Source organism: Gluconacetobacter diazotrophicus PA1 5, from assembly GCF_000067045.1.
Classification (GTDB): Bacteria; Pseudomonadota; Alphaproteobacteria; order Acetobacterales; family Acetobacteraceae; genus Gluconacetobacter; species Gluconacetobacter diazotrophicus.
In genome coordinates, this window is record NC_010125.1 from 2,587,585 (window position 1) to 2,606,397 (window position 18,813).

The window sequence follows — 18,813 nt, forward strand, 5'->3', positions numbered from 1 at the left end:
CCGGTATGGGCAGGAGTTTTCAATGCAGTCCGCGCTTTACGTCAACAGCCGCTTCCTGACCCAGCCCCTGAGCGGCGTGCAGCGCTTCGCGACCGAGATCACCAGCGCCATCGGCCGGGTCTGGAGCGCCAATGACGTCAGCCGCCCCATCCTGCTGACCCCGGCGGCGGCATTGATCGCGGACGGCCCCGGGGATCTGGAGCGCCAGTTCGTCGGACGCCGGCAGGGACAGATCTGGGAGCAGATCGACCTGCCGCGCCGGGCCCGGGACGGCGTGCTGCTGAACCTGGGCAACACGGCCCCCATCATGGGGCGGCGGCAACTGGTGGTCTTGCATGACGCAGGCATTTTCAGCCAGCCCGACGCCTATTCGTGGCGCTTCCGCCTGTGGTACCGCGTCCTGCACAACCTGCTGCTGCGTACGCGCTCGCGCCTGGTCACGGTGTCGGAATTTTCCCGCGGGGAACTGGCGCGCCACCTCGGCGTCGTGGCGGAGCGTTTCGCGGTGATCCCCGAAGGGGCAGATCATATCTCGCGCCTTGCCGCCGACCATGCGGTTCTGGCGCGGCACGGGCTTGCGACGGGACGCTATGTCCTGGTCGTCGGCAACCTGGCGCCGCACAAGAACCTGGCCAGCCTGGGCGTGCTGGCGCGCATGCTGGCCGCCCGCGACATCGCCTTGGTCATCACCGGCGCCCTGAACCGGTCCGTGTTCAACGGGCAGGACGGGATCACGCTGCCCGCGCCGGCCCATTATATCGGCCGCGTCAGCGACACGGAACTGTGCGCCCTGTACCAGAACGCCGCGTGCTTCGTCTTTCCGTCCCGATACGAGGGATTCGGCCTGCCGGCGGTCGAGGCCATGGCGTGCGGCTGCCCCGTGGTCGCGTCCTCGATCCCCGCCCTGCGCGAAGTCTGCGCCGATGCCGCGCTCTATGCCCATCCCGACGACCCCGTCGCGATCGCCAGTACCGTGGCCCGCGTGATCGACACACCGGGGTTGGCGCAGGACATGCGCATGAAGGGCATGGCACGCGCCGCCGGCTTTACCTGGGACAAGGCGGCGCGCGCGCTTCTGGACCTGGTGCATGACAGGGAAGCCGCATGAATGATGCGCCATCCGACAAAACGCCATCTGGCATGGGCCGCCTGCGTGCTTGCCCTCCTTGCGGCGTCGCCCCGCCCGGCCGTGGCGCAGGATGACCCGATAGCCGGCTTCCTGCCCGAGGCCAACGGTCCCGCGACGGTCGTCTGGTGCAGCGTCCAGGCGGACCAGCGGCTGTTCATCAGCGACCTGATCCGCGTGGCCAGCACGTCGCGGGTCGCGCTGGGCGTCTATGGCGGGCGGTTCGGGCGGACGGTCAACGCCCGATACGGGCTGCATCTGGGCCTGGAGATCAATTACTGCCATCGGTTCAAAACCCGCGCTGCCGCGGCGACCGCCCGTGCCGCCATGATCGGACGCACGGCCGCGCAGAATGTCGGCATTGTCGACGTGGGAGTCTACTGATCGTGTCTTCACGCTGCCACTTTCAACAAGAAATGCCACATGAATAAGTTTTCAATACCGTCGCGAACCCGCTCAATGACCGACATGCAGCGTCCCGTCAGGGCCTTTGTACAGCTCAGCTATGGATACGGGGCCACGAACTGGCATACGCGATGGAAGGATGGCAGCCTTCTGGGCGTCAACGAGGAATATGCCTACGGATATCAGCGCGCCGCCGAACCCAGCTTCAGCGTGACGCAGTCCGAGGACGAACGGGAACGCCTGCCCGGCCGTGCCATCCGCTATGCCGTACGCCTGCTGCTGGGGTTCGATTTCGTCCATGCCTGGCGCAACCGGTCCGGCATATGGAACAGCGATATCGTCTGGACCCATACCGAGGCCCAGTCCATGGCGGTCCTGCTGCTGTTCCGCCTGTACCCCTGGCGGCGGCACCCCCGGATCATCGCGCAGAGCGTCTGGCTGCTCGACCGATGGGCACATGAATCCCGGAAGAACCGGCTGATATTCCGTGCCCTGCTGTCCCGTGCGGATGTCCTGACGTTTCATTCGCCGTGCAACAGGGCGGCGGCGGCGCGGCTCTTCCCCGGCACGCGCACCGAACTGGTCGAGTTCGGCATCCGTGCCGACGACATGATCGTCCGGCCGCCGCGCCCGGCGCGGCAGACCATCAGGGTCCTGTCGTTGGGCAATGACCGCCATCGGGACTGGGAGACGCTGCTGCGGGCCACGGCGGAGCTGCCGTGCCGGTTGACGATCGCGACCACGGACCCGGCGGCGCGGCGGCGCATCGCCCGATACGGCCACGCGACATTGGCGTCCCTGAAAAACAATGCCGACCTGCTGGCCCTGTACGACCAGGCGGATCTGGTCGTCGTGCCGCTCGGTCCCAACCTGCATGCATCCGGCCTGACCACCATCCAGGAAGCCATCACGCGGGGCGTGCCGGTAATTACGACCGATGTCGGCGGACTGCGGCATTATTTCGACCATGACGCCGTCACCTATGTCCCGCCCGGCGACATCGCGGCCCTGGCGCACGCGATCACGGACCTGGCGGCCGACACGCCGCGCCAGGCCGCGATGACCGCCAATGCCCAGCGGCGGATGCGGGAATGCCTGAATTCGCAGACCTACGCCGCGCGGCACGTCGCCCTTTCGTACGAGCTTCTGACCCTGCAACCGGACGCCGTCCATCATCCCGAACCGGCGACGCAGGACAGGCGCGCCACCCATCATTATGCCGGAGCCGTACCATGACGCCCCTCCCAACTCTCGTGATCGGCATCGTCAGTTGCGGACGTCCCGGCATCCTGAGGGAAACGGTCCAGGAATTACGCAAGCAGAGCTATCCGGCCAGCCGGATCATCGTCTGCACGCCCCGTGCATCCGACGCGGACGGTCTGGCCGAGGCCGACGGACTGACGATCCTGCGCGGGCCGATCGGCGCGTGCCACCAGCGAAACGTGATCCTGGACCATGCCGGTGACAACGACGTCATCGTCTTCTTCGACGACGATTTCCTGCCGGACCGGAACTACCTGAAAGTATGCGCCGAGGTCTTCGGCGCCTCCCCAGGCATCTTGGCCGCGACCGGCCGGGTCCTTGCGGATGGAGCGAAGGGACCGGGCTTTTCGATGGAAGAAGCCCGGCAGATGCTGGACAACCCCAGGATCAACGACAATCCCGCCCAGTCCTCGGTCGAGGACGCATGGAGCAGCTACGGCTGTAACATGGCGTTCCGCATTCCGGCCGTCCAGCGGCACGGCGTGCGCTTCGATGAGCGGCTGCCGCTTTACGCCTGGTATGAAGATATCGATTTTTCCCGAAGGCTGGGCCGCCACGGCCGCGTCGTCAGGATGAACGCGGCCAAGGGCATTCACCTGGCGAGCAAGACCGGCAAGACCCCCGGACGCCGCCTGGGATATTCGCAGGTCGCGAACCCGATCTATCTGTCGCGCAAGGGCACGTTTCCGTGGGACCACACGCTGCGCAGCGTCGGGCGCAATATCACCATGAACCTGATGCGCAGCCTGTGGCCCGAACCCTATGTCGACCGCAGGGGCCGGCTGCTCGGCAATGGTCTGGCCCTGATGGACCTGTTGCGCGGGCGCATTGCGCCGGAACGTATCCTGACCCTGTAGCACGGAGCGCGATCCATGCTCTTTTCCCTGGTTGTGCCGACGCTCGGACGCGTCGAAGAGCTTCATGCCCTTCTGCTCTCGCTGACGAAACAGGATATCCAGAGTTTCGAAGTCATCATCGTGGACCAGAACGATGACGACCGGCTGCTGCCGGTCATCGCCACGTTTGGCGACCGGCTGACGATCCGCCATATCCGCAGCCCGGTCCGCCGCTGCAATCATGCGCGCAACCTGGGCGCCCGCCATGCCACGGGGGACATCATCACCTTCCCCGACGATGACTGCGAATATCCGCCGGATGTCCTGTCGCAGGTCGAGGCCCGCTTCCGCACCCAGCCCGAACTGGGCTTCCTGACCGGATCGGTGATCCTGCCCGGCGGGCAGGCCGGACGGTCGGGACGATGGCTGGCGCATGACAGCGCGATCGACGGCCAGACGGTGTGGACCTGCCTGATCGAATTCAACCTGTTCATCCGCAGAAGCATATTCGACGCCGTGGGCGGTTTCGACGAGGCGATCGGGCCCGGAACACCGTTCGGATCGGGCGAGGGCCAGGACCTGGCCCTGAGAATGCTGGCCAGGAAGGTTACCGGCTTTTACGCCTATACGCTCAAGATCATCCACCCGGACAAACCCGTGGTGCTGAACGTAGCCCGCGCCTTCCTGTACGGACGCGGCGTCGGGCGCGTGATGCGGAAGAACGGATGCGACCGGGAAACCGTGGCCCGGTTCCTGGTGCGCCCGATCGGCGGGGTCGCGGTCCACCTGGCCAAATTCGATATGCTGGTCGCGCGCTACTACCTGATGACGTTCCTGGGCCGCCTGGCCGGGTACGGAAATGCCGTCCCTTCAGGAAGATGACCATGCGCCGGCAATCCGCCCCGAGGAACCGCAGGGACCGGAAGACGTTCAATGGCCCGGCGACATGGAAAAACCGCAGGTTTCGACGCGAAGCCCTTCGATATCCGGCTTCCGGCGTCGATCGCGGCCCGATTGCCTGACGATTCAGTCGAATAAGGATCCGACCCATTATATCCGAGGCCGCCCTCGGGCCAACCCGTTACGATTTCATACCGAAATACAGAGACGCAAATCATCATGTGGCCGCCAAGATGACGAATGACATCGCTTTCGAGATCTGGAGACGGAACCGGAGACGCTTTCGGGCGGCGCACGGGATCATCGGCATGGACCATCGGCGTCGCCAGCCCCGCGGGGAATAGCGAACTGCCCCCGCCAGACACGGCTGGTATCGACACGAGGTGTATTCATGACGTCCTCAGCCCCGCTTGCGCCTCCGCAACCCCGGCATATCCTGTCCAATACGGGTTGGAACATCTTTGGCCGGATTCTGCCGATTTTCGTGGCGATCCTGGTGACGCCGAAGCTCATTCACCTGCTGGGCCTGTCACGCTGGGGCGTGTTCACCATCGCCCTGACCCTGATCGGCACGTTCGGTATCTTCGATTTCGGCCTGGGCCGGGCATTGACTCGTGCCATCGCCGACCGGGCGACCGACAGCCCCCGGCAGGACACCGCCGACCTGGTCCTGACCGGAATTCTCGCCCTTGGCGGCATCGGGCTTGTCGCCGGGTTCGTCGCGGCGGCATCGGCCGGTCTGTGGGTCACGCACGGCCTGAAGATTCCGCACGAACTGGAACAGGAAGTGAAGCTGTCGTTCTGGGTCTTCTGCGCTACGGCGCCGTTTGTGATGGTCAACGCCGCGATGTGGGGCGTCGTGACGGCGTATCAGGATTTCAAATCCATCAACCTGATCAACATGCCGTTTTCGATCATGTATTATGTCGGTCCGCTGCTGATCCTGCTGGTCTGGAACAATCTGATCGGCGTCATGCTGGTGCTGGCCGTATGCCGGCTATGGATGACCGTCAGCTATGGGCGGCTTTGCTATCGGCTGATCCCCCAGTTGCGCAGGGCACGGGCCCGTCCGCGCCTGCTTCTGCCGCTGTTTCGCATCGGCGGGTGGATGACCGTGTCCAACGTGGCCTATCCGATCCTGTCCTATATGGACCGGTTCATGATCGCCAGCGTGATTTCGGCGGCCGCGACCAGCTTCTACACCACGCCGGCGGATGTCGTGGGGCGCTTCGGCCTGCTGACCAATGCCGTCACGGGTTCGGCCTACCCTGCCTTTGCGGCGTCATGGCGCAAGGACGTGGCATTGACCGTCAAGCTCTACCAGACGAGCGTGCTGACGGTGGTGGCGCTGCTCTTCCCGGTCTGCCTGTGCGGCGCGCTGTTCAGCCACGACATCCTGTCGATCTGGATCGACGCCGATTTCGCCGCGCACAGCAGCATGATCATGAAGCTGCTCTGCCTCGGCGTCTTTATTTCCGGCATCGATTCCGTGTCCGCCGGCTTCCTGGACGGTATCGGGCGACCGGACGCCAGTGCCAAACTGTCCATCGGCGAACTGCTGATCTATACGCCCATCCTGCTCCTGTTCCTGACGTCCTTCGGCGTGGTCGGGGCGGCCTTCGCGTGGGCGTTGCGCACCACGATCGATTTCATCATCCGGACGGCGATGAGCATCTACCTCTACAGACCCCTGTCAGGCGCGATCGGCCGCATCCTGCCGGCCGCTCTGTGCGGTTCCGCATCGCTTTGCATCGCACTTTTCGACATGCCCCGTCCGGTTGCCATCATGGTCGCCGCGCTGCTCCTGGGGGCGTTTTATGGAATCCTGTGGTTCGCCTGCCTCGACATTTCCGAGCGAAAGGCTTTCCTTCGCTTTTCGGACATCATCGCGGTCAGGCTTGTGAAGTCGCGGGCCGTGTAGACAACATGCGCGCGGAATGGTCCGGCCCTGTTTTCCCGACCGCGTCGGTCTTTTTTTTGACACACTTCAAAACCGGTTATCCGGGCGAGCGTTGATACGTTCGAGAGAGGCGCGTTTATTAAAAAATTCAACGCGTTAATTGCAGATCGTTATTTTAACGTCTTGTCTGAACGTTTTTTATTCCAGACACCGAAAACAGAAATAATTATAGAATTGATTTTTATACTGAACACATTTTTACATCATTATTTATGAAGCACGGTTTAATATATTCTGTCAAGCAGAGACATTTAAAAACTCCGCCCGCTCAATCCGACAAGAACATACCGAGAAATCGATGACCGAATTACTGCAATTCGCGGACCGCTACAGGACCATCGATGAATCTCGGATTCTGAAGGCGCTTCTGCTTTTGGGCTGGGCGTTCACCGACGATACCGCGCATGCCCTGGCCATGACGCGCCAGGCGCTGGACCGGTGGATCGGGTCCGGCCTGCAATTCCACCGGGATCGTCTGGGACAGCGCCTGTTCGATCCGGTGGAGGTAGTACATTTCCTGAAATCGCGCGGGCGGCAGGGACAGGATGATTTCTGGTCCTCATGCTACGTCCCGACCAGCCGGCGGCTGGTCGGGGAACTGGGCGGCCGCGACAGCCCGCATATGGACATCACCATCGGGCGCACGTTCGCCCGCGGTGCGTTCGCCCCCGACAGGACGCTGCGGCTACGCATGCCGCTGCCGTTGCGATCGCGATGCGATTATCTGGATGTCCGGCCCTGGCCCTGCGACGGGGGGACGATCAGCATCAGCGACGGCCGCATGGATGTGCGGATCCGTCCGGACGGGCAAGGCGACATCACGATCGGGGCGGATGTCTTCCTCGCTCCCCTGCCGGACGGCAGGCCCGAGGATGACGCCGACCGCGACATCTTCCTTCGTCCAAGCGAAGGCCTGATCAGGATCACGGATCCGGTCGCGGCGCTTGCACGCCGCCTGGCCGGGACGGCACCGACGGAACGGGCCGTGCGGGCCTTCTGGTCCTTCATCATAGACGAACTGATCAACAGCCCGGTCCATTACGATCAGATCCGGGCCGACGCCCCCCTTGACTGGGTCCTGGAGGCCGGATGCTACGACTGCCAGCTTGGCGCGGCGCTTCTGATAGGCCTGTGCCGCGCGCGGGGTATTCCCGCACGCCTGGTGGGCGGCCATTTCCTGTACCGGCATTCGCCGACCCTTCATTACTGGGCCGAAATCTGGACGGAGGATGCGGGATGGCGTCCGTTCGACTTCATGAGCTGGGACCTGTCCCACGGCGGACAGGATTCCGCCTGGCGCGACCATTTTTACGGGCGGACCGATGCCCGGATGATCACGCAGTGCCTGCCGCGCCGCTGCGTGGGGCCCGTGGGCGTCGCCATACCCGCCACCTGGCGCGTGCTGCAGACCGCGCGCGGCAAGGGTGTGGATATCGACATGGTCGGGCTGGATGGCGCATCGATCTACACCGACCGGGTCACCGTCATATGAAACGTCTGACGCTGTTTTCCAAAGGCAATGTCGATATCCACGACACGCTGCATTCCTGCCGCATCGGCGGCGTGCTGCAGTGGAACGGAATCAACGATGCCCTGCGGGAGTCCTGGCCCGGCGTGTCCGCCCGCGTCCGGCACGAAACCTGGACACGGTCCGACGCCCTGCTGGCGGCCGACGGCACGATCCCGGCCTCGCTGGCCGCCCGCGACATTCCGCTGGGCAGCTATCCGATGAAGAGCCAGTTCAGCACCGCGATCTTCACGACCGAGGCCGATGCGATCCTGCTCTCGATCCAGGCCGACATCACGACGAAGCTGGGCCGTCATCGCAGCGAGGGCTACCTGCTCTATCCCAACGATATCGCGACATGGCGCGACGAGGACAGGGCCTGGTTCCGCTCCGAATTCGATATGATCGGGCTTCTGGACGTCGAGGAGTCCATGCGGCATCTCGACGCCCTGATCGGAAGGATTCGCGAAACGCGGGACGTTCCGATCCTGGTCTATAACCTGTCCCCGGTCATACCGGGCGATACGACCCATTGCTACATGGGCCTGGACGAGACGTTTCCCGTCCGCATACGGCGTTTCAACCAGGGACTGATCGACCTTTCGGGCACCACCGGCATATCGATCGTCGATGTCGATACCATTGTCGCCCGTCATGGCGCGGATCGGCTGAAGCTCGATACCGTCCATCTGACGCCGGAAGGATACCGGCGCGTGGCGGAGGAAGTCGTGCGGATTCTCGCCGACCTGGGTGTCCTCGACAGCACGGAGGAAGCAAGATGAGAGCGAGCGTCGTCATTCGTTCCCGCAACGAAGCGGACCGGCTGCGCCTGACCCTGGCATCGCTTGCCAGCCAGACCGAGGCCGCGGAAGTCGTCGTCGTCAATGACGGGTCCACCGACCATACGGCGGAGGTCATCGAAGACGCCAGGGCCGAACTGGATATCGTGTCCGTTCACCATGCCCGCCCGGCCGGGCGATCGGCGGCGGCCAAATACCGGGCGGCACCAATGCCACGGGGACATCCTGATCTTCCTGGATGGAAACACCCTTGCCGGGCCCGACCTGGTCGCGGACCATCTGGCGATCCACCGCCAACGGCCCGGCGTGGTGGTCCGTGGCGAGAACTTCCATCTGCGCTGCACCCGCCCGTTCCTGGACCCCGAACGCGGCACGCCCCGGCCCGGCGAGGAAGAACGGGTCGCGCGCATGTCGGAGGCCGAACGGGCGCGGGCGATCGTCACCCGCGCGCAGGTCACGCAGCGGTTCGATGAAATCGACCGTCGCGCCCAGGCCGGCGTCTATCCCGGTTTCGGCCCGCGCAAGCTGTACGAACTGGAAATGGAGGCCCTGCGGGCGGAAGGGGATTGCGGCGTCCTGTGGGCTGCCGCCGCCGGTGCCAACCAGTCGGTGCCGCGCGATGCCTTCGCCCGTGCGGGGGGATTTCATCCCGACATATCGATCAACGAACATCGCGAACTGGCACTGCGCCTGTGCCAGGCGGGGCTGAAGATGGTGGCCGGCGCGGCACGCAGCTATCACTTGATCCATCGTAGCGGCTGGCGGGACCCGCTGGAGGACAAGGACTGGGAGGACATCTTCTACCAGGCCCATCCGCGCGCCGACGTCGCCCTGCTGCCGCTGCTGTGGCAGAGCCTGAGCGACACCGCGATCATTCCGGAAGATTTCCGCATTCTGTCGCTGCCGCACCTGGCCGAGATCGCCGGGTCCTACGAGGGCCTGCCCAGCCGCGAGGCCGTGCGCGAGGCCTACATGGCGGCACGGGAAGCGACGCTGTCGGAGTCCGACATTCGTTCCAACATTCCCTGGGGAACATGACCATGGCACAGGTTTCCATGACAGCTTTCGTATCGGATTCGGAACAGCCGGCCGTCGCCTGCGCCGCCGATTTCCTGACCGAGGGATTGCGGCAGGAAGGCACCCCGCTGTCCTGCACGATGGTGGCCAGCATGGATGATCTGCCGGGCGCACCGGCCGATTCCATCCGCCTTTCATCCCTCGTCCCCTGGGTCGAGACGCTGGACACGCCATGGCCGGTGCTGGAGCAGCAGATCCGGCAGCACTATGCGACGCTGTGCGCAGGCGGCGCACCGGTTCTGATTGCCACGGTGTTCCGCCATGTCGGCCCGCAGGCGGACCCCGACCGGTCCGATGTCCTGCTGGTGCGGATCCGTCGGCTGAACCTGCTGGCGGCCGAACTGTCGCGCGAATATGGCGCCTTCGTCATCGACCTGGACCGGATATTCGCCGATATCGGGGCCCTGCGGCTGGAGACCGACTACCGTCTGGACGGCGCGGCGGCCCGCGAACTGGCCGGACATGCCGTGGCGCTGGGCATCGTGGATAACGGGTTGGACGCCGTCCTGCCGTACGAGGCGCAGGAGCGCGTGAAGGCGGTCATTGCCGCCCGTCGTCCCGCGACGCGGCCGCCCCCGGAAATCACGCCGAGAAACATGGTGACCATGGGCAAGGGACGGCGGCGGCAGGTCGTCTCGACGATCACCGACACCGACCAGGAGAACCAGGTCGGCCGGCTGATCCGGCTGGTGATGAAACGGCAGATGGACCCGGCGCAGGCCATGGAAAAACTAGTCCATGCCGTGCGCAAGCGCGGCGTGCAGGAAAGCCTGGGCCTGCTGACCACCGGCGTCATCCGCGCATTCGGCGCGAGGTAGACATGAGCCATATCGATCGTATCGAGGCCCTGCGCGACATGATGCTGATCCGGGCCTTCGAGGAGGCGCTGTCGGCGCGCAAGGACCATGGCTTCCAGCTTCTGTCGTCGGGCGAGGAAGCGGTTGCCGTCGGCCTGGCCTCGGCGCTGGAGGCGGGCGATCAGTTGCTGACCGGTGGACGGTCGATCGGCCCCATCCTGGCACGCGGCGTGGCGCCCGAGCGGGTCATGGCCGAACTGCTGGGCCGGACCGGCGGCATGAATCGCGGGCGCGCCGGCCGTGGCCACATGTCGGCGCCCGATGACGGCTTTTTCGGCGCGCACGCGGTGGTGGGCGGCAATATCAGCATCGCGGCCGGGGTGGCGCTGGCCCGGCAGATGGACGGGACCGGCGGCATTGTCGTCATCCTGTTCGGCGACGGTGCCTGCGGCGCCGGGGCGCTGCACGAAACGCTGAACATGGCGGCCCTGTGGAAGCTGCCGCTGCTGTTCGTGTGCAACAACAACCAGCTTTCGGTTTCGACCGCGCGCGAGGCTGCGCTGGCCGTCCCGCGCCTGTCGGACCTGGGGGCCACGTTCGGATTGTGGGCCCGGACGATCGACGGGCTGGATGTCGGCCTGGTCGCCGCCACCGCCGCCGAGGCCGTCCGCCATGTCCGCGACGGACGGGGGCCGGCCTTCCTGGAATGCACGTCCATCCGCCTGCGCTCGCACTCCACCACGGCGCGGGAGACCCGCAGCCGGCCCGAACTGACCGCGCTGCGGACGCATTGCCCGATCGAGCGCACGATCACGGCCCTGCGGGCCGAAGGCATCCTGGGTGCGGCGGATCTGGAGCGGATGCAGCAGCAGGCGACCAGCCGCGCGGCACAGGCCCTGGCCTATGCCGACGCCTCACCCTACCCGGACGCAGAGGAGGTCCTGCATCATGTTGGATAGCCATGGCCTGACAACCACCCGGATGTTCTTTCGCGAGGGCGTCGCGCGCGCCGTCCGCGAGGAAATGACGCGTGATCCCCGTATCCTGATCATGGGGCAGGACGTCGGGGCCTTCGGCGGTTCCTACCGGGAATTCGATGGGCTGTACCCGATCTTCGGGCCCGGGCGCATTCGCGACACGCCGGTGGCGGAAGCCGCCACCATCGGAATTGCCGCCGGCGCCGCCGCCGCCGGGTATCGCCCGCTGGTCAGCATCACCTACATGGATTTCCTGATGCTGGGTTTCGACGCGCTGATCAATTACGCGGCCAAGCTGCGCTATAAATCGGCCGGGACCCTGACGGCGCCGCTGGTGGTGAAGACGACGGCCGGCGCGCACGGCCAGGGCGTGGCCCATTCGCAATGCATCGAGGCCTGGCTGATGAGCGTCCCGGGCCTGACGGTCGTGGCGCCGGCCACCCCGGCCGACGCCTACGGGCTGATGAAGACGGCCCTGCGGCATGACGGGCCCGTCGTCTATATCGACCACAAGCGGCTGTTCCCCGCCCCGGGCGAGGTGCCGGTGATCGAGGAACCGGTTCCCTTCGGGCAGGCCTGCGTCCGGCGCACGGGGCGGGACGTGACGCTGGTCACCCATGGCTACATGGTCCAGGTGGCCCTGGAGGCGGCGCGCGCGCTCGAATACCAGGACATATCCTGCGAAGTCATCGACCTGCGCAGCCTGGCGCCGCTGGACATCGGAACCGTGACGGCGTCCGTCGCGCGGACGGGGCGATTGCTGACCCTGGAGGAAGGCCAGACCGTCTGCGGCGTCGGCGCCGAGGTGGCCAGCCAGATGTTCGAACGGATCGGCCCCAGGCCGTGGATCCGCATCGGCGCCCTTCCCGCGCCCGTTTCATCGAATCCGGTTCTGGAGACGGCGTGCGTCCCCGATGCGGCACGCGTTGCCCGAACCGTGTGCGCGCTTATGGCGCAATAGAGCAGATCGTGGTCGGGTGAAATCACCTCCACGTGAAGATGCTCGGAAAACAAAAGACTGGAGCAATTCAGCTGGTTCTATCCGATGACTGATTGCTCTAGAGCGCGATCGACCACCCAAACCAGGAAAACATGCATGATCTACCAATTATCCGTTCCCGCCGCGGTGCCCGGGGTCGAGGAAATTCGTATCCTCGAATGGCATGGCGATGCCGGGACCGCCTTTGCGCCGGGCGACCTGATTGTCGAACTGGAGACCCACAAGGCGGTCGTCGAGGTGCGGGCGGGCCAGGCCGGCATCCTGCGGGCAATTCACGCCCAGCCCGGCGACTGGTGCGCGGTCGGGCTGCGGCTGGCGCTGTTCAGCGACGAGGCGGACGAGCCCCTGCCCGACGGGGATGTCGCGGCAGCCGACATCCCCGTCGCATTCGAAATTACCTGACCAGGGCGGCAGGAGTTCCGACCGGGCGCGTTTCCGACAGCGCCTGGAGGATCTCCTGCCTCAGGGCCGCCGCCATCTGTCCGCTTTGGTGAATTCCGTCCGGCAGATGCATGCCCCCGCCGAGTTCGGCACCCAGCGCATCGACATCGATGATGGTCAGGTCGTGGCTTTCCGCCACGTCATGCAGCATCAGGTTCCATTCCTTGGCGGCGATGTTGGACAGCGTGTCGCTGAGCGGGGCATCGAAGGCCAGGTAGCTGGAGATATCCTCGTATCCCGACGTCGACATGCGATTGAGCACCATGACGCGGCTTCTGGTCGTGGCGGCCAGGGTATCGATCAGCGTTTCGTAATCGCGGCGGATCGCATCCACCGGGCGCCTGACCGATTCGAAGGAACCGGCGATCCACGCCCGGATGGCCGGGCCCGCCGCCGCCAGGTGGTGACGTATGACATGCAGGGGGTAGCCCAGCGTCCGGTGACGCAGGATCGCCTGCGGTTCCACGCTCAGGGACAGCAGAACGGCGTCCGGCGGCCCGAGACGGGTCGAACCGTCGGCACCGAACACCGTGTAGCGATCCTTCAGCGGTGCGTTCTGCAGGACCGACAGCAACGCCCCGGCGAACATCCAGTCATCCGCCGTCGGCGCCACCGCCCCGCTGCCCAGGAAACGCCGCAGATCCTCGGCGATCGCATCGAACTGCGCCGGAGTCCGCGACAACTGGTCGATCAGGATCGGCGTGCAGGGGGCGACGGGATGATCGGGCACAAAGACGAACTGCGAGGATCGCCGTTCGGCTTCGAACATTTCCAGGAACGCGGATTGCTCGCCCAGTACGACGCCGGCCGCGTCGCAGACCCCCATGCTGAGCAGCGTGACAGGTGTCTCCCCGTCCTCATGCCACCACGCGCGGCTGCGTCCGAACCAGCCGGAAAGCAGGCCCGCATGCACGTCGGCCAGGGCCGTCATCCGCCGCCCGGCCAGCATCAGCAGACGAAGGCGCCCCGGATCGTCGTCCTGGACCTCGCCGTCGGGTTCGATATGGCCCAGGATCGTATTCGGGTCCCATGTATCGACACCGCGAATGGCCAGGTAGCCGCCGCGGGCCATGTCGTCCTGCACGGTCAGGCGGCCGGACACACGGGGCGCGAAGGCCACCTGCATCTCCAGTTCCCCGGCCATGGACGCGCCGGCGGCAATCCGCACACCCGATGGTTCCAGGCTGATATTGCAATAGGCGACCGGCTGACCGGCCCGACAGAACTGGCCGGATTCACGCAGCCAGCGCAGGCTGGAACGAACAATGGTATAGCCGTCGGCCTTGAGCGCGCCGAAACGCAGGGGAATCCTGTTCATGAATGCCGTCCTGTCCACATGCCGTCGTGATGAATGATACCGGCCACGGTGCAGCGCACCGGCCGATCCACCTCCTGATCCAGGGATTCGTCGGGATCGGTGGAAAACAGCGCCAGACGATCGCCAAGGGCGCAGTACTGTCCCGGCGACAGGTCGATCCGCCGCAGGAAGACGGCCTCGCGCAGCACCACTCGATAATAGGAAACCGGCGGACATTCCTGGGCAAACGCACTGCTGAGATCGACGCTGAGGTCCATCAGCTTGCTGCCCATCCGCAGCGCCGCATCGGGCGCGGCATAGACACATTCCGTGGTCGCGCCGGACATCTGGGGAATGAGTGAAGTGAGCTTGAATTCATAGAGCATGCAGCCCCTCGCCCCGTAATGTAATTATTGAAAATTATACTGATTATATTGCCATATTTGATCGCTTCGGGTGCGGAATATATCCGGATCGAAAAGCAACGAAACAGCAAACGCCCTTCCTTTCGGTACGTTCCCCCACCGCCCGCACCGTTTCTCCGATATGGCCGATTTTGTCTCGTATTGTGGATTTTCCGTTGCGTTGCCATGGCTCTTGCCGATCGACGATATTCTCCATACCCTGCCGCGGCTGGCGTCCTCGCCCTGATCTTCCTGTCACGACCAAACCGGGGCTGGAACGGGGTGCAACCGCCTCGTGCCTGCGGCGTAATCATCGGGCAATGCTCGACCGATCGAGATCAGTGGGACTGATCGTCCCATCGCCGGACGGCACGAGAGCGATGGTCCGGCAAAAACCGAAAAATTCGAGCCCGCGTGATTTTATATATTATCCTATCGGACCATATGACAAATTCCATTTAATACAGGGAATACGGAATACCATGCAAAACCTGCGCATATCCCTGACCAAAGGGAATTGGAGCATGACAATTTCCCTCCTGATATCGTTGGCTATTTTATCGATATTTATCAATATATGGTTTCCTCTATATTTTATAAAACCTCCCCTGTTCATGGCCGATTTCCGCGACTGCTATTACGACGCGGCCGATGCCGTGCTGAGGCATGGCAGGGGCGCGCTGGTTCCGTTTCTCATGAACAGAAAATTCGTCAATTGGCCCATCGACGTCTACCTGTTCGCCCCGTTCCCCTATATGGGCCCCACCGGGGCGGTGATCGTCTTTTCCATTCTGGGGCTGCTGGCCGTGGTCGGGTCCTTCCTGATCCTGACGAAAGGGTGCAACACCAGGAAGAAGATTCTGGTGTTCTTCCTTTTTATCTGCAACGGCCCTTTGTGGTACAGCATGTTCGACATGGGCAACACGACCCATTTCATATTCCTCCTGCTTATCCTGAGCCTCGGCCTGCTGAAGAAGAAGCGGATGTATTCCGTTGGCCTGCTGATCGGATTTTCCGCCACCATCAAGCCGATGATTTCGATCTTCTTCCTCTATTTCCTGTATCGGCGAAACTGGCGCGCCGCCGGGGCCTGCGCGGCGATCGTGGCCGTGACGGCCGTATCGTCCGTGGCGGTCTTCGGCTGGCCTGTCACGCGCGGATGGTACGAGTGGTGCATTGTCCGCTATACGCAGCAGACCATCGGCGCCTTCAACAATCAGTCCATCAACGCGTTCCTGCTGCGGCTTGCGACAGGGCCGAAATATGTCTTCGACTGGTATCTGCATGACCTGCCGTTTTCCATGACCCTGGTGTCGAAGGCATTGGCGATCGTCATCCTCGCGCTGACCACCATCGCGAGCCTGGCCTGGCGATCCCGGGCAGCCCGGACGGGCCGGAGCGCGGCTGACCTGTCGGATATATTCGATTTTTCGCTGTTGATCGCATTCTGCGTCATCACCAGCCCCGTATCGTGGACGCATTATTATCTGCTGCTGCTGATGCCGTGGAGTGCCTACATCACAGGCCGGCTGCCGTTGCATGGCGGCCCGCTGACGGACAGGCTGGTCTGGTGCAGCATCATACTCGTTTCGATGCCGGTGACCTATCCGTCCATCCTGGCAGGCCGCATCGGGTTCCTCGCCACACGCACGCTTGCATCGGCATGGCTGATCGGTGCGGTGCTCTTCCTGATCGCGTTGTGCCGCAGCGGCCTGCTCGCACGATCGACAGCACGTATTCCTGATGGTATCAGCACGCGGAAGACCGAGGACACCATGGCGCTGTCGCGCTTCTGACGGGGTCTCCGGCTTCGCGGGGCGATCGAGATGAGGGGCGATCCCCTCATCTGGAGCCGCGCTATTGCGCGCGTGCCATGATGACGACGCCGGACAGAATCACCAGCAGGCCGATGATTCGCGTGGGGTGGATCTGCTCGCCCAGCAGGACGATGCCCGCCCCCACGGTCATGACGATGCCCAGCGCAACGCAAGGATAGGCCTGGGAGACGTCGATACGCGCCAGGACCAGAAGCCACACGACGGCGCTGGAACCGAAGGCCAGCAATCCCAGCACGATCGACGGATTCAGCGCCACCGCCGCGAAGACCTGTCGCAGGTCGGACCGGGTGGCGATCACGGCCTGCACCGACGGGGCGGACATCCCCATCTTCAGCAAGGATCTGGGCCGAGGACGACAATAGAACGCTGAACAACGACAATAGAACGGTCCACAGCACGAGAGAAACCGTCCCGAATTTCATGATTGGGTGCTCCTGGAGGAAAAGAGGCAAAGCCGTCCGAAACGGGCGAGGGGCGGTCGCGGTCGGTCCGGGCGCAGCCATCGACGACATAGGCGATGCCGTTCCGGGCCGCGTAATCCAGACGGTCCGGCAGGGTCTTCAGTGCCCGGACTTCGGTGATTCTGGCGTGCCACGTGGGGTAATAGGCGGGCGCCCACATCACCGCCGCCCCCGCGGGGGACGAGACCCATGACTGCCGATGGGAAAAATAGGTGAAGACGGGCGCCCCCTCTGAAAGCCCGTCCTGAAACGCGTCGTTCTTCGCCGACATGCCCATTCCCCATGATATCCCGGGCGGGTTGAGGAACAGGGCGTCCACGGCCGTATGAGCCCGCGCCCATGTGCCCAGGGCCTGCCAGTCGTCGCGCTTCTGGACGGCGACCCGGCTTGAAACGGCGGCGCGATAGATCAGTGCCACGTTGAAGGCGACCCCGGCCAGCAGGAGCGCCGGCGCCGCGTAACGGCGCAGGCCGACCGCCACCGCCGGCCGCCACCGCCGCACCACCAGAAGCACGAGGACCAGCGGCATGAAGATCTTGAGCGTGCAGGACAGCACAAAGAGCAAGGGGGCCCACACGAGGCGATCCGACGCCGTGCCGGAAAAGACCCACCTGGTCGCCAGTGCGGCGACGGCGATGGCCGACAACATGTGAACCGTGCTGCCCGAGCGCAGCAGATGCAGGTTCAGCAGCAGGCGGGAATGGCTGAGGAACGGAAGAAACACACCCGCGATCCAGACGGAGGCCGCCCCCCACAACGCGGCCTTCAGGGCGGCGCGCGATGTCGGCAGCATCGACGCGGTCGCAAGGCCGCAGCAGAAAATGACCGCAAGCAGGCCCTGTTCCCGGTGGCTCGTGCTCCAGATCAGGAAATGGTACGGGAAGAACGACTGCAGGAAGCCGACATAGTCGAAGGAAGGTGCCTCCCGCGTATAGGGGTTGGCCAGGATGTTATGGACAACCGGAGCGGCGAACGCCGCAAGGATCCCGCCCCCCCAGGCCGCCTGACGCGCGAGCGTACGCCCGGCCACTCCGTGGTGCCGCCAGTGCGACCAGATGATGAAGACGAGTGGCACCAGGGTCCAGACACCGACGAACGCATTCAGGAAGAACGTCACCCCGTTCACGGCCAGCGAAGCGGTGATCCGTCCCCGTCCGGCCCAGACCAGCGCCAGGAGCATCGTGCCGTTTGCCATTTCGGAGTGCGTGAAACTGCTGATCAGCAGGCCACCCACGCCGGCATTGGAAAATCCCCGGATCGTCGATGAAAGCAGGACGAGGGCCGTGAATGTCGCCACCTCCATCACGGATCCGCATTCCAGAAGGGTCGCCCATTCCATGATGCTGAACACCAGGATCATGCGCGACAGAATCTGGAAGGCGAACAGGATCGTATAGACATGGGGCCCGTTCGCGCTTCCGGACAGCATCTGCCAGAAGCCGGATGCGTAGAAGCGCAGGCTCTGTATGAACGGGTCGGTCGCGAATTGCGGCTCGTGATACAGGCCCGCCAGGATCGGCATCTGATAGTAATTGTTCTCCTCCCCGGCGGCGTATCCCGACAGGGCCAGCGAAAGCAGCGTTCCGACCAACATGACGGCGAACGTCGCGCGCCGGTCGGGCACGGGCCTGGCATGGTCGGGAAACGACCAGGGGCGCACGGCCGCCGGGGCTGGCGCTTCCAGGGGCGGGAAGGTATCGGACAGGTTCATGTCAGGTCGCTCC

The 18,813-nt window shown here is 64.4% G+C and carries 18 protein-coding genes and 1 pseudogene; 15 read left to right on the top strand and 4 right to left on the bottom strand.

The window, feature by feature from the left end:
- The first annotated feature begins 22 nt into the window (after positions 1-22).
- The 14 genes and pseudogenes from GDI_RS11865 (at position 23) to GDI_RS11925 (ending at position 13,050) form a co-directional block, all read left to right on the top strand.
- The gene (locus GDI_RS11865; protein WP_012226503.1) at positions 23-1,108 is read left to right on the top strand and encodes a glycosyltransferase family 4 protein; all 1,086 of its coding nucleotides are present in this window, start codon (positions 23-25) and stop codon (positions 1,106-1,108) included.
- Positions 1,109-1,510, top strand: a complete 402-nt coding sequence (locus tag GDI_RS11870) for a hypothetical protein (protein ID WP_012226504.1) — start codon at positions 1,109-1,111, stop codon at positions 1,508-1,510.
- 75 nt (positions 1,511-1,585) lie between these two features.
- Positions 1,586-2,767 (top strand): glycosyltransferase family 4 protein, encoded by a 1,182-nt coding sequence (locus tag GDI_RS11875; RefSeq protein WP_012226505.1) that lies wholly within the window; start codon positions 1,586-1,588, stop codon positions 2,765-2,767.
- Positions 2,764-3,651 (top strand): glycosyltransferase family 2 protein, encoded by an 888-nt coding sequence (locus tag GDI_RS11880; protein WP_012226506.1) that lies wholly within the window; start codon positions 2,764-2,766, stop codon positions 3,649-3,651. Before GDI_RS11875 ends, GDI_RS11880 begins: the two co-directional genes overlap by 4 nt.
- A gap of 15 nt (positions 3,652-3,666) precedes the next feature.
- Complete coding sequence (locus GDI_RS11885; RefSeq protein WP_012226507.1) at positions 3,667-4,512, top strand: glycosyltransferase family 2 protein; 846 nt, start codon at positions 3,667-3,669, stop codon at positions 4,510-4,512.
- Between the two features lie 409 nt (positions 4,513-4,921).
- A complete protein-coding gene (locus GDI_RS11890) occupies positions 4,922-6,451 on the top strand; it encodes a flippase (protein ID WP_012226508.1) in 1,530 nt (509 codons plus the stop codon).
- 337 nt (positions 6,452-6,788) lie between these two features.
- Entirely contained in the window at positions 6,789-7,982 is a 1,194-nt protein-coding gene (locus GDI_RS11895) for a transglutaminase-like domain-containing protein (RefSeq protein ID WP_012226509.1), read from the top strand.
- Positions 7,979-8,779 (top strand): SGNH/GDSL hydrolase family protein, encoded by an 801-nt coding sequence (locus GDI_RS11900; RefSeq protein ID WP_012226510.1) that lies wholly within the window; start codon positions 7,979-7,981, stop codon positions 8,777-8,779. Before GDI_RS11895 ends, GDI_RS11900 begins: the two co-directional genes overlap by 4 nt.
- Positions 8,776-8,925, top strand: a pseudogene (locus GDI_RS20625) (glycosyltransferase family 2 protein); the annotation flags it as partial. The gene GDI_RS11900 and the pseudogene GDI_RS20625, both read left to right, overlap by 4 nt.
- 31 nt (positions 8,926-8,956) lie before the next feature.
- Complete coding sequence (locus tag GDI_RS19170; protein ID WP_231854104.1) at positions 8,957-9,835, top strand: glycosyltransferase family 2 protein; 879 nt, start codon at positions 8,957-8,959, stop codon at positions 9,833-9,835.
- A gap of 2 nt (positions 9,836-9,837) precedes the next feature.
- On the top strand, positions 9,838-10,692 hold the full coding sequence (locus tag GDI_RS11910; protein WP_012553321.1) for an SGNH/GDSL hydrolase family protein: 855 nt from the start codon (positions 9,838-9,840) through the stop codon (positions 10,690-10,692).
- A gap of 2 nt (positions 10,693-10,694) precedes the next feature.
- Positions 10,695-11,630, top strand: coding sequence for a thiamine pyrophosphate-dependent dehydrogenase E1 component subunit alpha (locus GDI_RS11915; protein ID WP_012226513.1), 936 nt, complete (start codon positions 10,695-10,697; stop codon positions 11,628-11,630).
- The gene (locus GDI_RS11920) at positions 11,620-12,609 is read left to right on the top strand and encodes an alpha-ketoacid dehydrogenase subunit beta (RefSeq protein ID WP_012226514.1); all 990 of its coding nucleotides are present in this window, start codon (positions 11,620-11,622) and stop codon (positions 12,607-12,609) included. Before GDI_RS11915 ends, GDI_RS11920 begins: the two co-directional genes overlap by 11 nt.
- Before the next feature lie 135 nt (positions 12,610-12,744).
- Entirely contained in the window at positions 12,745-13,050 is a 306-nt protein-coding gene (locus GDI_RS11925) for a lipoyl domain-containing protein (RefSeq protein ID WP_012553323.1), read from the top strand.
- On the opposite strand, the gene GDI_RS11930 is transcribed toward GDI_RS11925, so the two are convergent.
- Complete coding sequence (locus GDI_RS11930) at positions 13,043-14,407, bottom strand: hypothetical protein (RefSeq protein ID WP_012226516.1); 1,365 nt, start codon at positions 14,405-14,407, stop codon at positions 13,043-13,045. The two genes, GDI_RS11925 and GDI_RS11930, sit on opposite strands and share 8 nt — an antisense overlap.
- Positions 14,404-14,772: a hypothetical protein gene (locus tag GDI_RS11935; protein ID WP_012226517.1), complete on the bottom strand. Its 369-nt coding sequence runs from the start codon at positions 14,770-14,772 to the stop codon at positions 14,404-14,406. Before GDI_RS11935 ends, GDI_RS11930 begins: the two co-directional genes overlap by 4 nt.
- 542 nt (positions 14,773-15,314) lie before the next feature.
- Here GDI_RS11935 and GDI_RS11940 point away from each other — a divergent pair.
- Positions 15,315-16,586, top strand: coding sequence for a glycosyltransferase family 87 protein (locus GDI_RS11940; protein ID WP_231854105.1), 1,272 nt, complete (start codon positions 15,315-15,317; stop codon positions 16,584-16,586).
- A gap of 61 nt (positions 16,587-16,647) precedes the next feature.
- Here the strand turns inward: GDI_RS11940 and GDI_RS11945 are convergent, their stop codons facing one another.
- Positions 16,648-16,950 (bottom strand): DMT family transporter, encoded by a 303-nt coding sequence (locus GDI_RS11945; RefSeq protein WP_157871037.1) that lies wholly within the window; start codon positions 16,948-16,950, stop codon positions 16,648-16,650.
- Positions 16,951-16,958: 8 nt separating this feature from the next.
- Entirely contained in the window at positions 16,959-18,800 is a 1,842-nt protein-coding gene (locus GDI_RS11950; RefSeq protein WP_012226521.1) for a hypothetical protein, read from the bottom strand.
- Positions 18,801-18,813: the final 13 nt, after the last annotated feature.

What these genes read in the sequence shown, in the direction of transcription:
- GDI_RS11865 (WP_012226503.1), top strand. Translation starts at nt 23, where the DNA reads ATGCAGTCCGCGCTTTACGTCAACAGCCGCTTCCTGACCCAGCCCCTG.
- GDI_RS11870 (WP_012226504.1), top strand. Translation starts at nt 1,109, where the DNA reads ATGATGCGCCATCCGACAAAACGCCATCTGGCATGGGCCGCCTGCGTG.
- GDI_RS11875 (WP_012226505.1), top strand. Translation starts at nt 1,586, where the DNA reads ATGACCGACATGCAGCGTCCCGTCAGGGCCTTTGTACAGCTCAGCTAT.
- GDI_RS11880 (WP_012226506.1), top strand. Translation starts at nt 2,764, where the DNA reads ATGACGCCCCTCCCAACTCTCGTGATCGGCATCGTCAGTTGCGGACGT.
- GDI_RS11885 (WP_012226507.1), top strand. Translation starts at nt 3,667, where the DNA reads ATGCTCTTTTCCCTGGTTGTGCCGACGCTCGGACGCGTCGAAGAGCTT.
- GDI_RS11890 (WP_012226508.1), top strand. Translation starts at nt 4,922, where the DNA reads ATGACGTCCTCAGCCCCGCTTGCGCCTCCGCAACCCCGGCATATCCTG.
- GDI_RS11895 (WP_012226509.1), top strand. Translation starts at nt 6,789, where the DNA reads ATGACCGAATTACTGCAATTCGCGGACCGCTACAGGACCATCGATGAA.
- GDI_RS11900 (WP_012226510.1), top strand. Translation starts at nt 7,979, where the DNA reads ATGAAACGTCTGACGCTGTTTTCCAAAGGCAATGTCGATATCCACGAC.
- GDI_RS19170 (WP_231854104.1), top strand. Translation starts at nt 8,957, where the DNA reads ATGCCCGCCCGGCCGGGCGATCGGCGGCGGCCAAATACCGGGCGGCAC.
- GDI_RS11910 (WP_012553321.1), top strand. Translation starts at nt 9,838, where the DNA reads ATGGCACAGGTTTCCATGACAGCTTTCGTATCGGATTCGGAACAGCCG.
- GDI_RS11915 (WP_012226513.1), top strand. Translation starts at nt 10,695, where the DNA reads ATGAGCCATATCGATCGTATCGAGGCCCTGCGCGACATGATGCTGATC.
- GDI_RS11920 (WP_012226514.1), top strand. Translation starts at nt 11,620, where the DNA reads ATGTTGGATAGCCATGGCCTGACAACCACCCGGATGTTCTTTCGCGAG.
- GDI_RS11925 (WP_012553323.1), top strand. Translation starts at nt 12,745, where the DNA reads ATGATCTACCAATTATCCGTTCCCGCCGCGGTGCCCGGGGTCGAGGAA.
- GDI_RS11930 (WP_012226516.1), bottom strand. Translation starts at nt 14,407, where the DNA reads ATGAACAGGATTCCCCTGCGTTTCGGCGCGCTCAAGGCCGACGGCTAT.
- GDI_RS11935 (WP_012226517.1), bottom strand. Translation starts at nt 14,772, where the DNA reads ATGCTCTATGAATTCAAGCTCACTTCACTCATTCCCCAGATGTCCGGC.
- GDI_RS11940 (WP_231854105.1), top strand. Translation starts at nt 15,315, where the DNA reads ATGACAATTTCCCTCCTGATATCGTTGGCTATTTTATCGATATTTATC.
- GDI_RS11945 (WP_157871037.1), bottom strand. Translation starts at nt 16,950, where the DNA reads ATGTCCGCCCCGTCGGTGCAGGCCGTGATCGCCACCCGGTCCGACCTG.
- GDI_RS11950 (WP_012226521.1), bottom strand. Translation starts at nt 18,800, where the DNA reads ATGAACCTGTCCGATACCTTCCCGCCCCTGGAAGCGCCAGCCCCGGCG.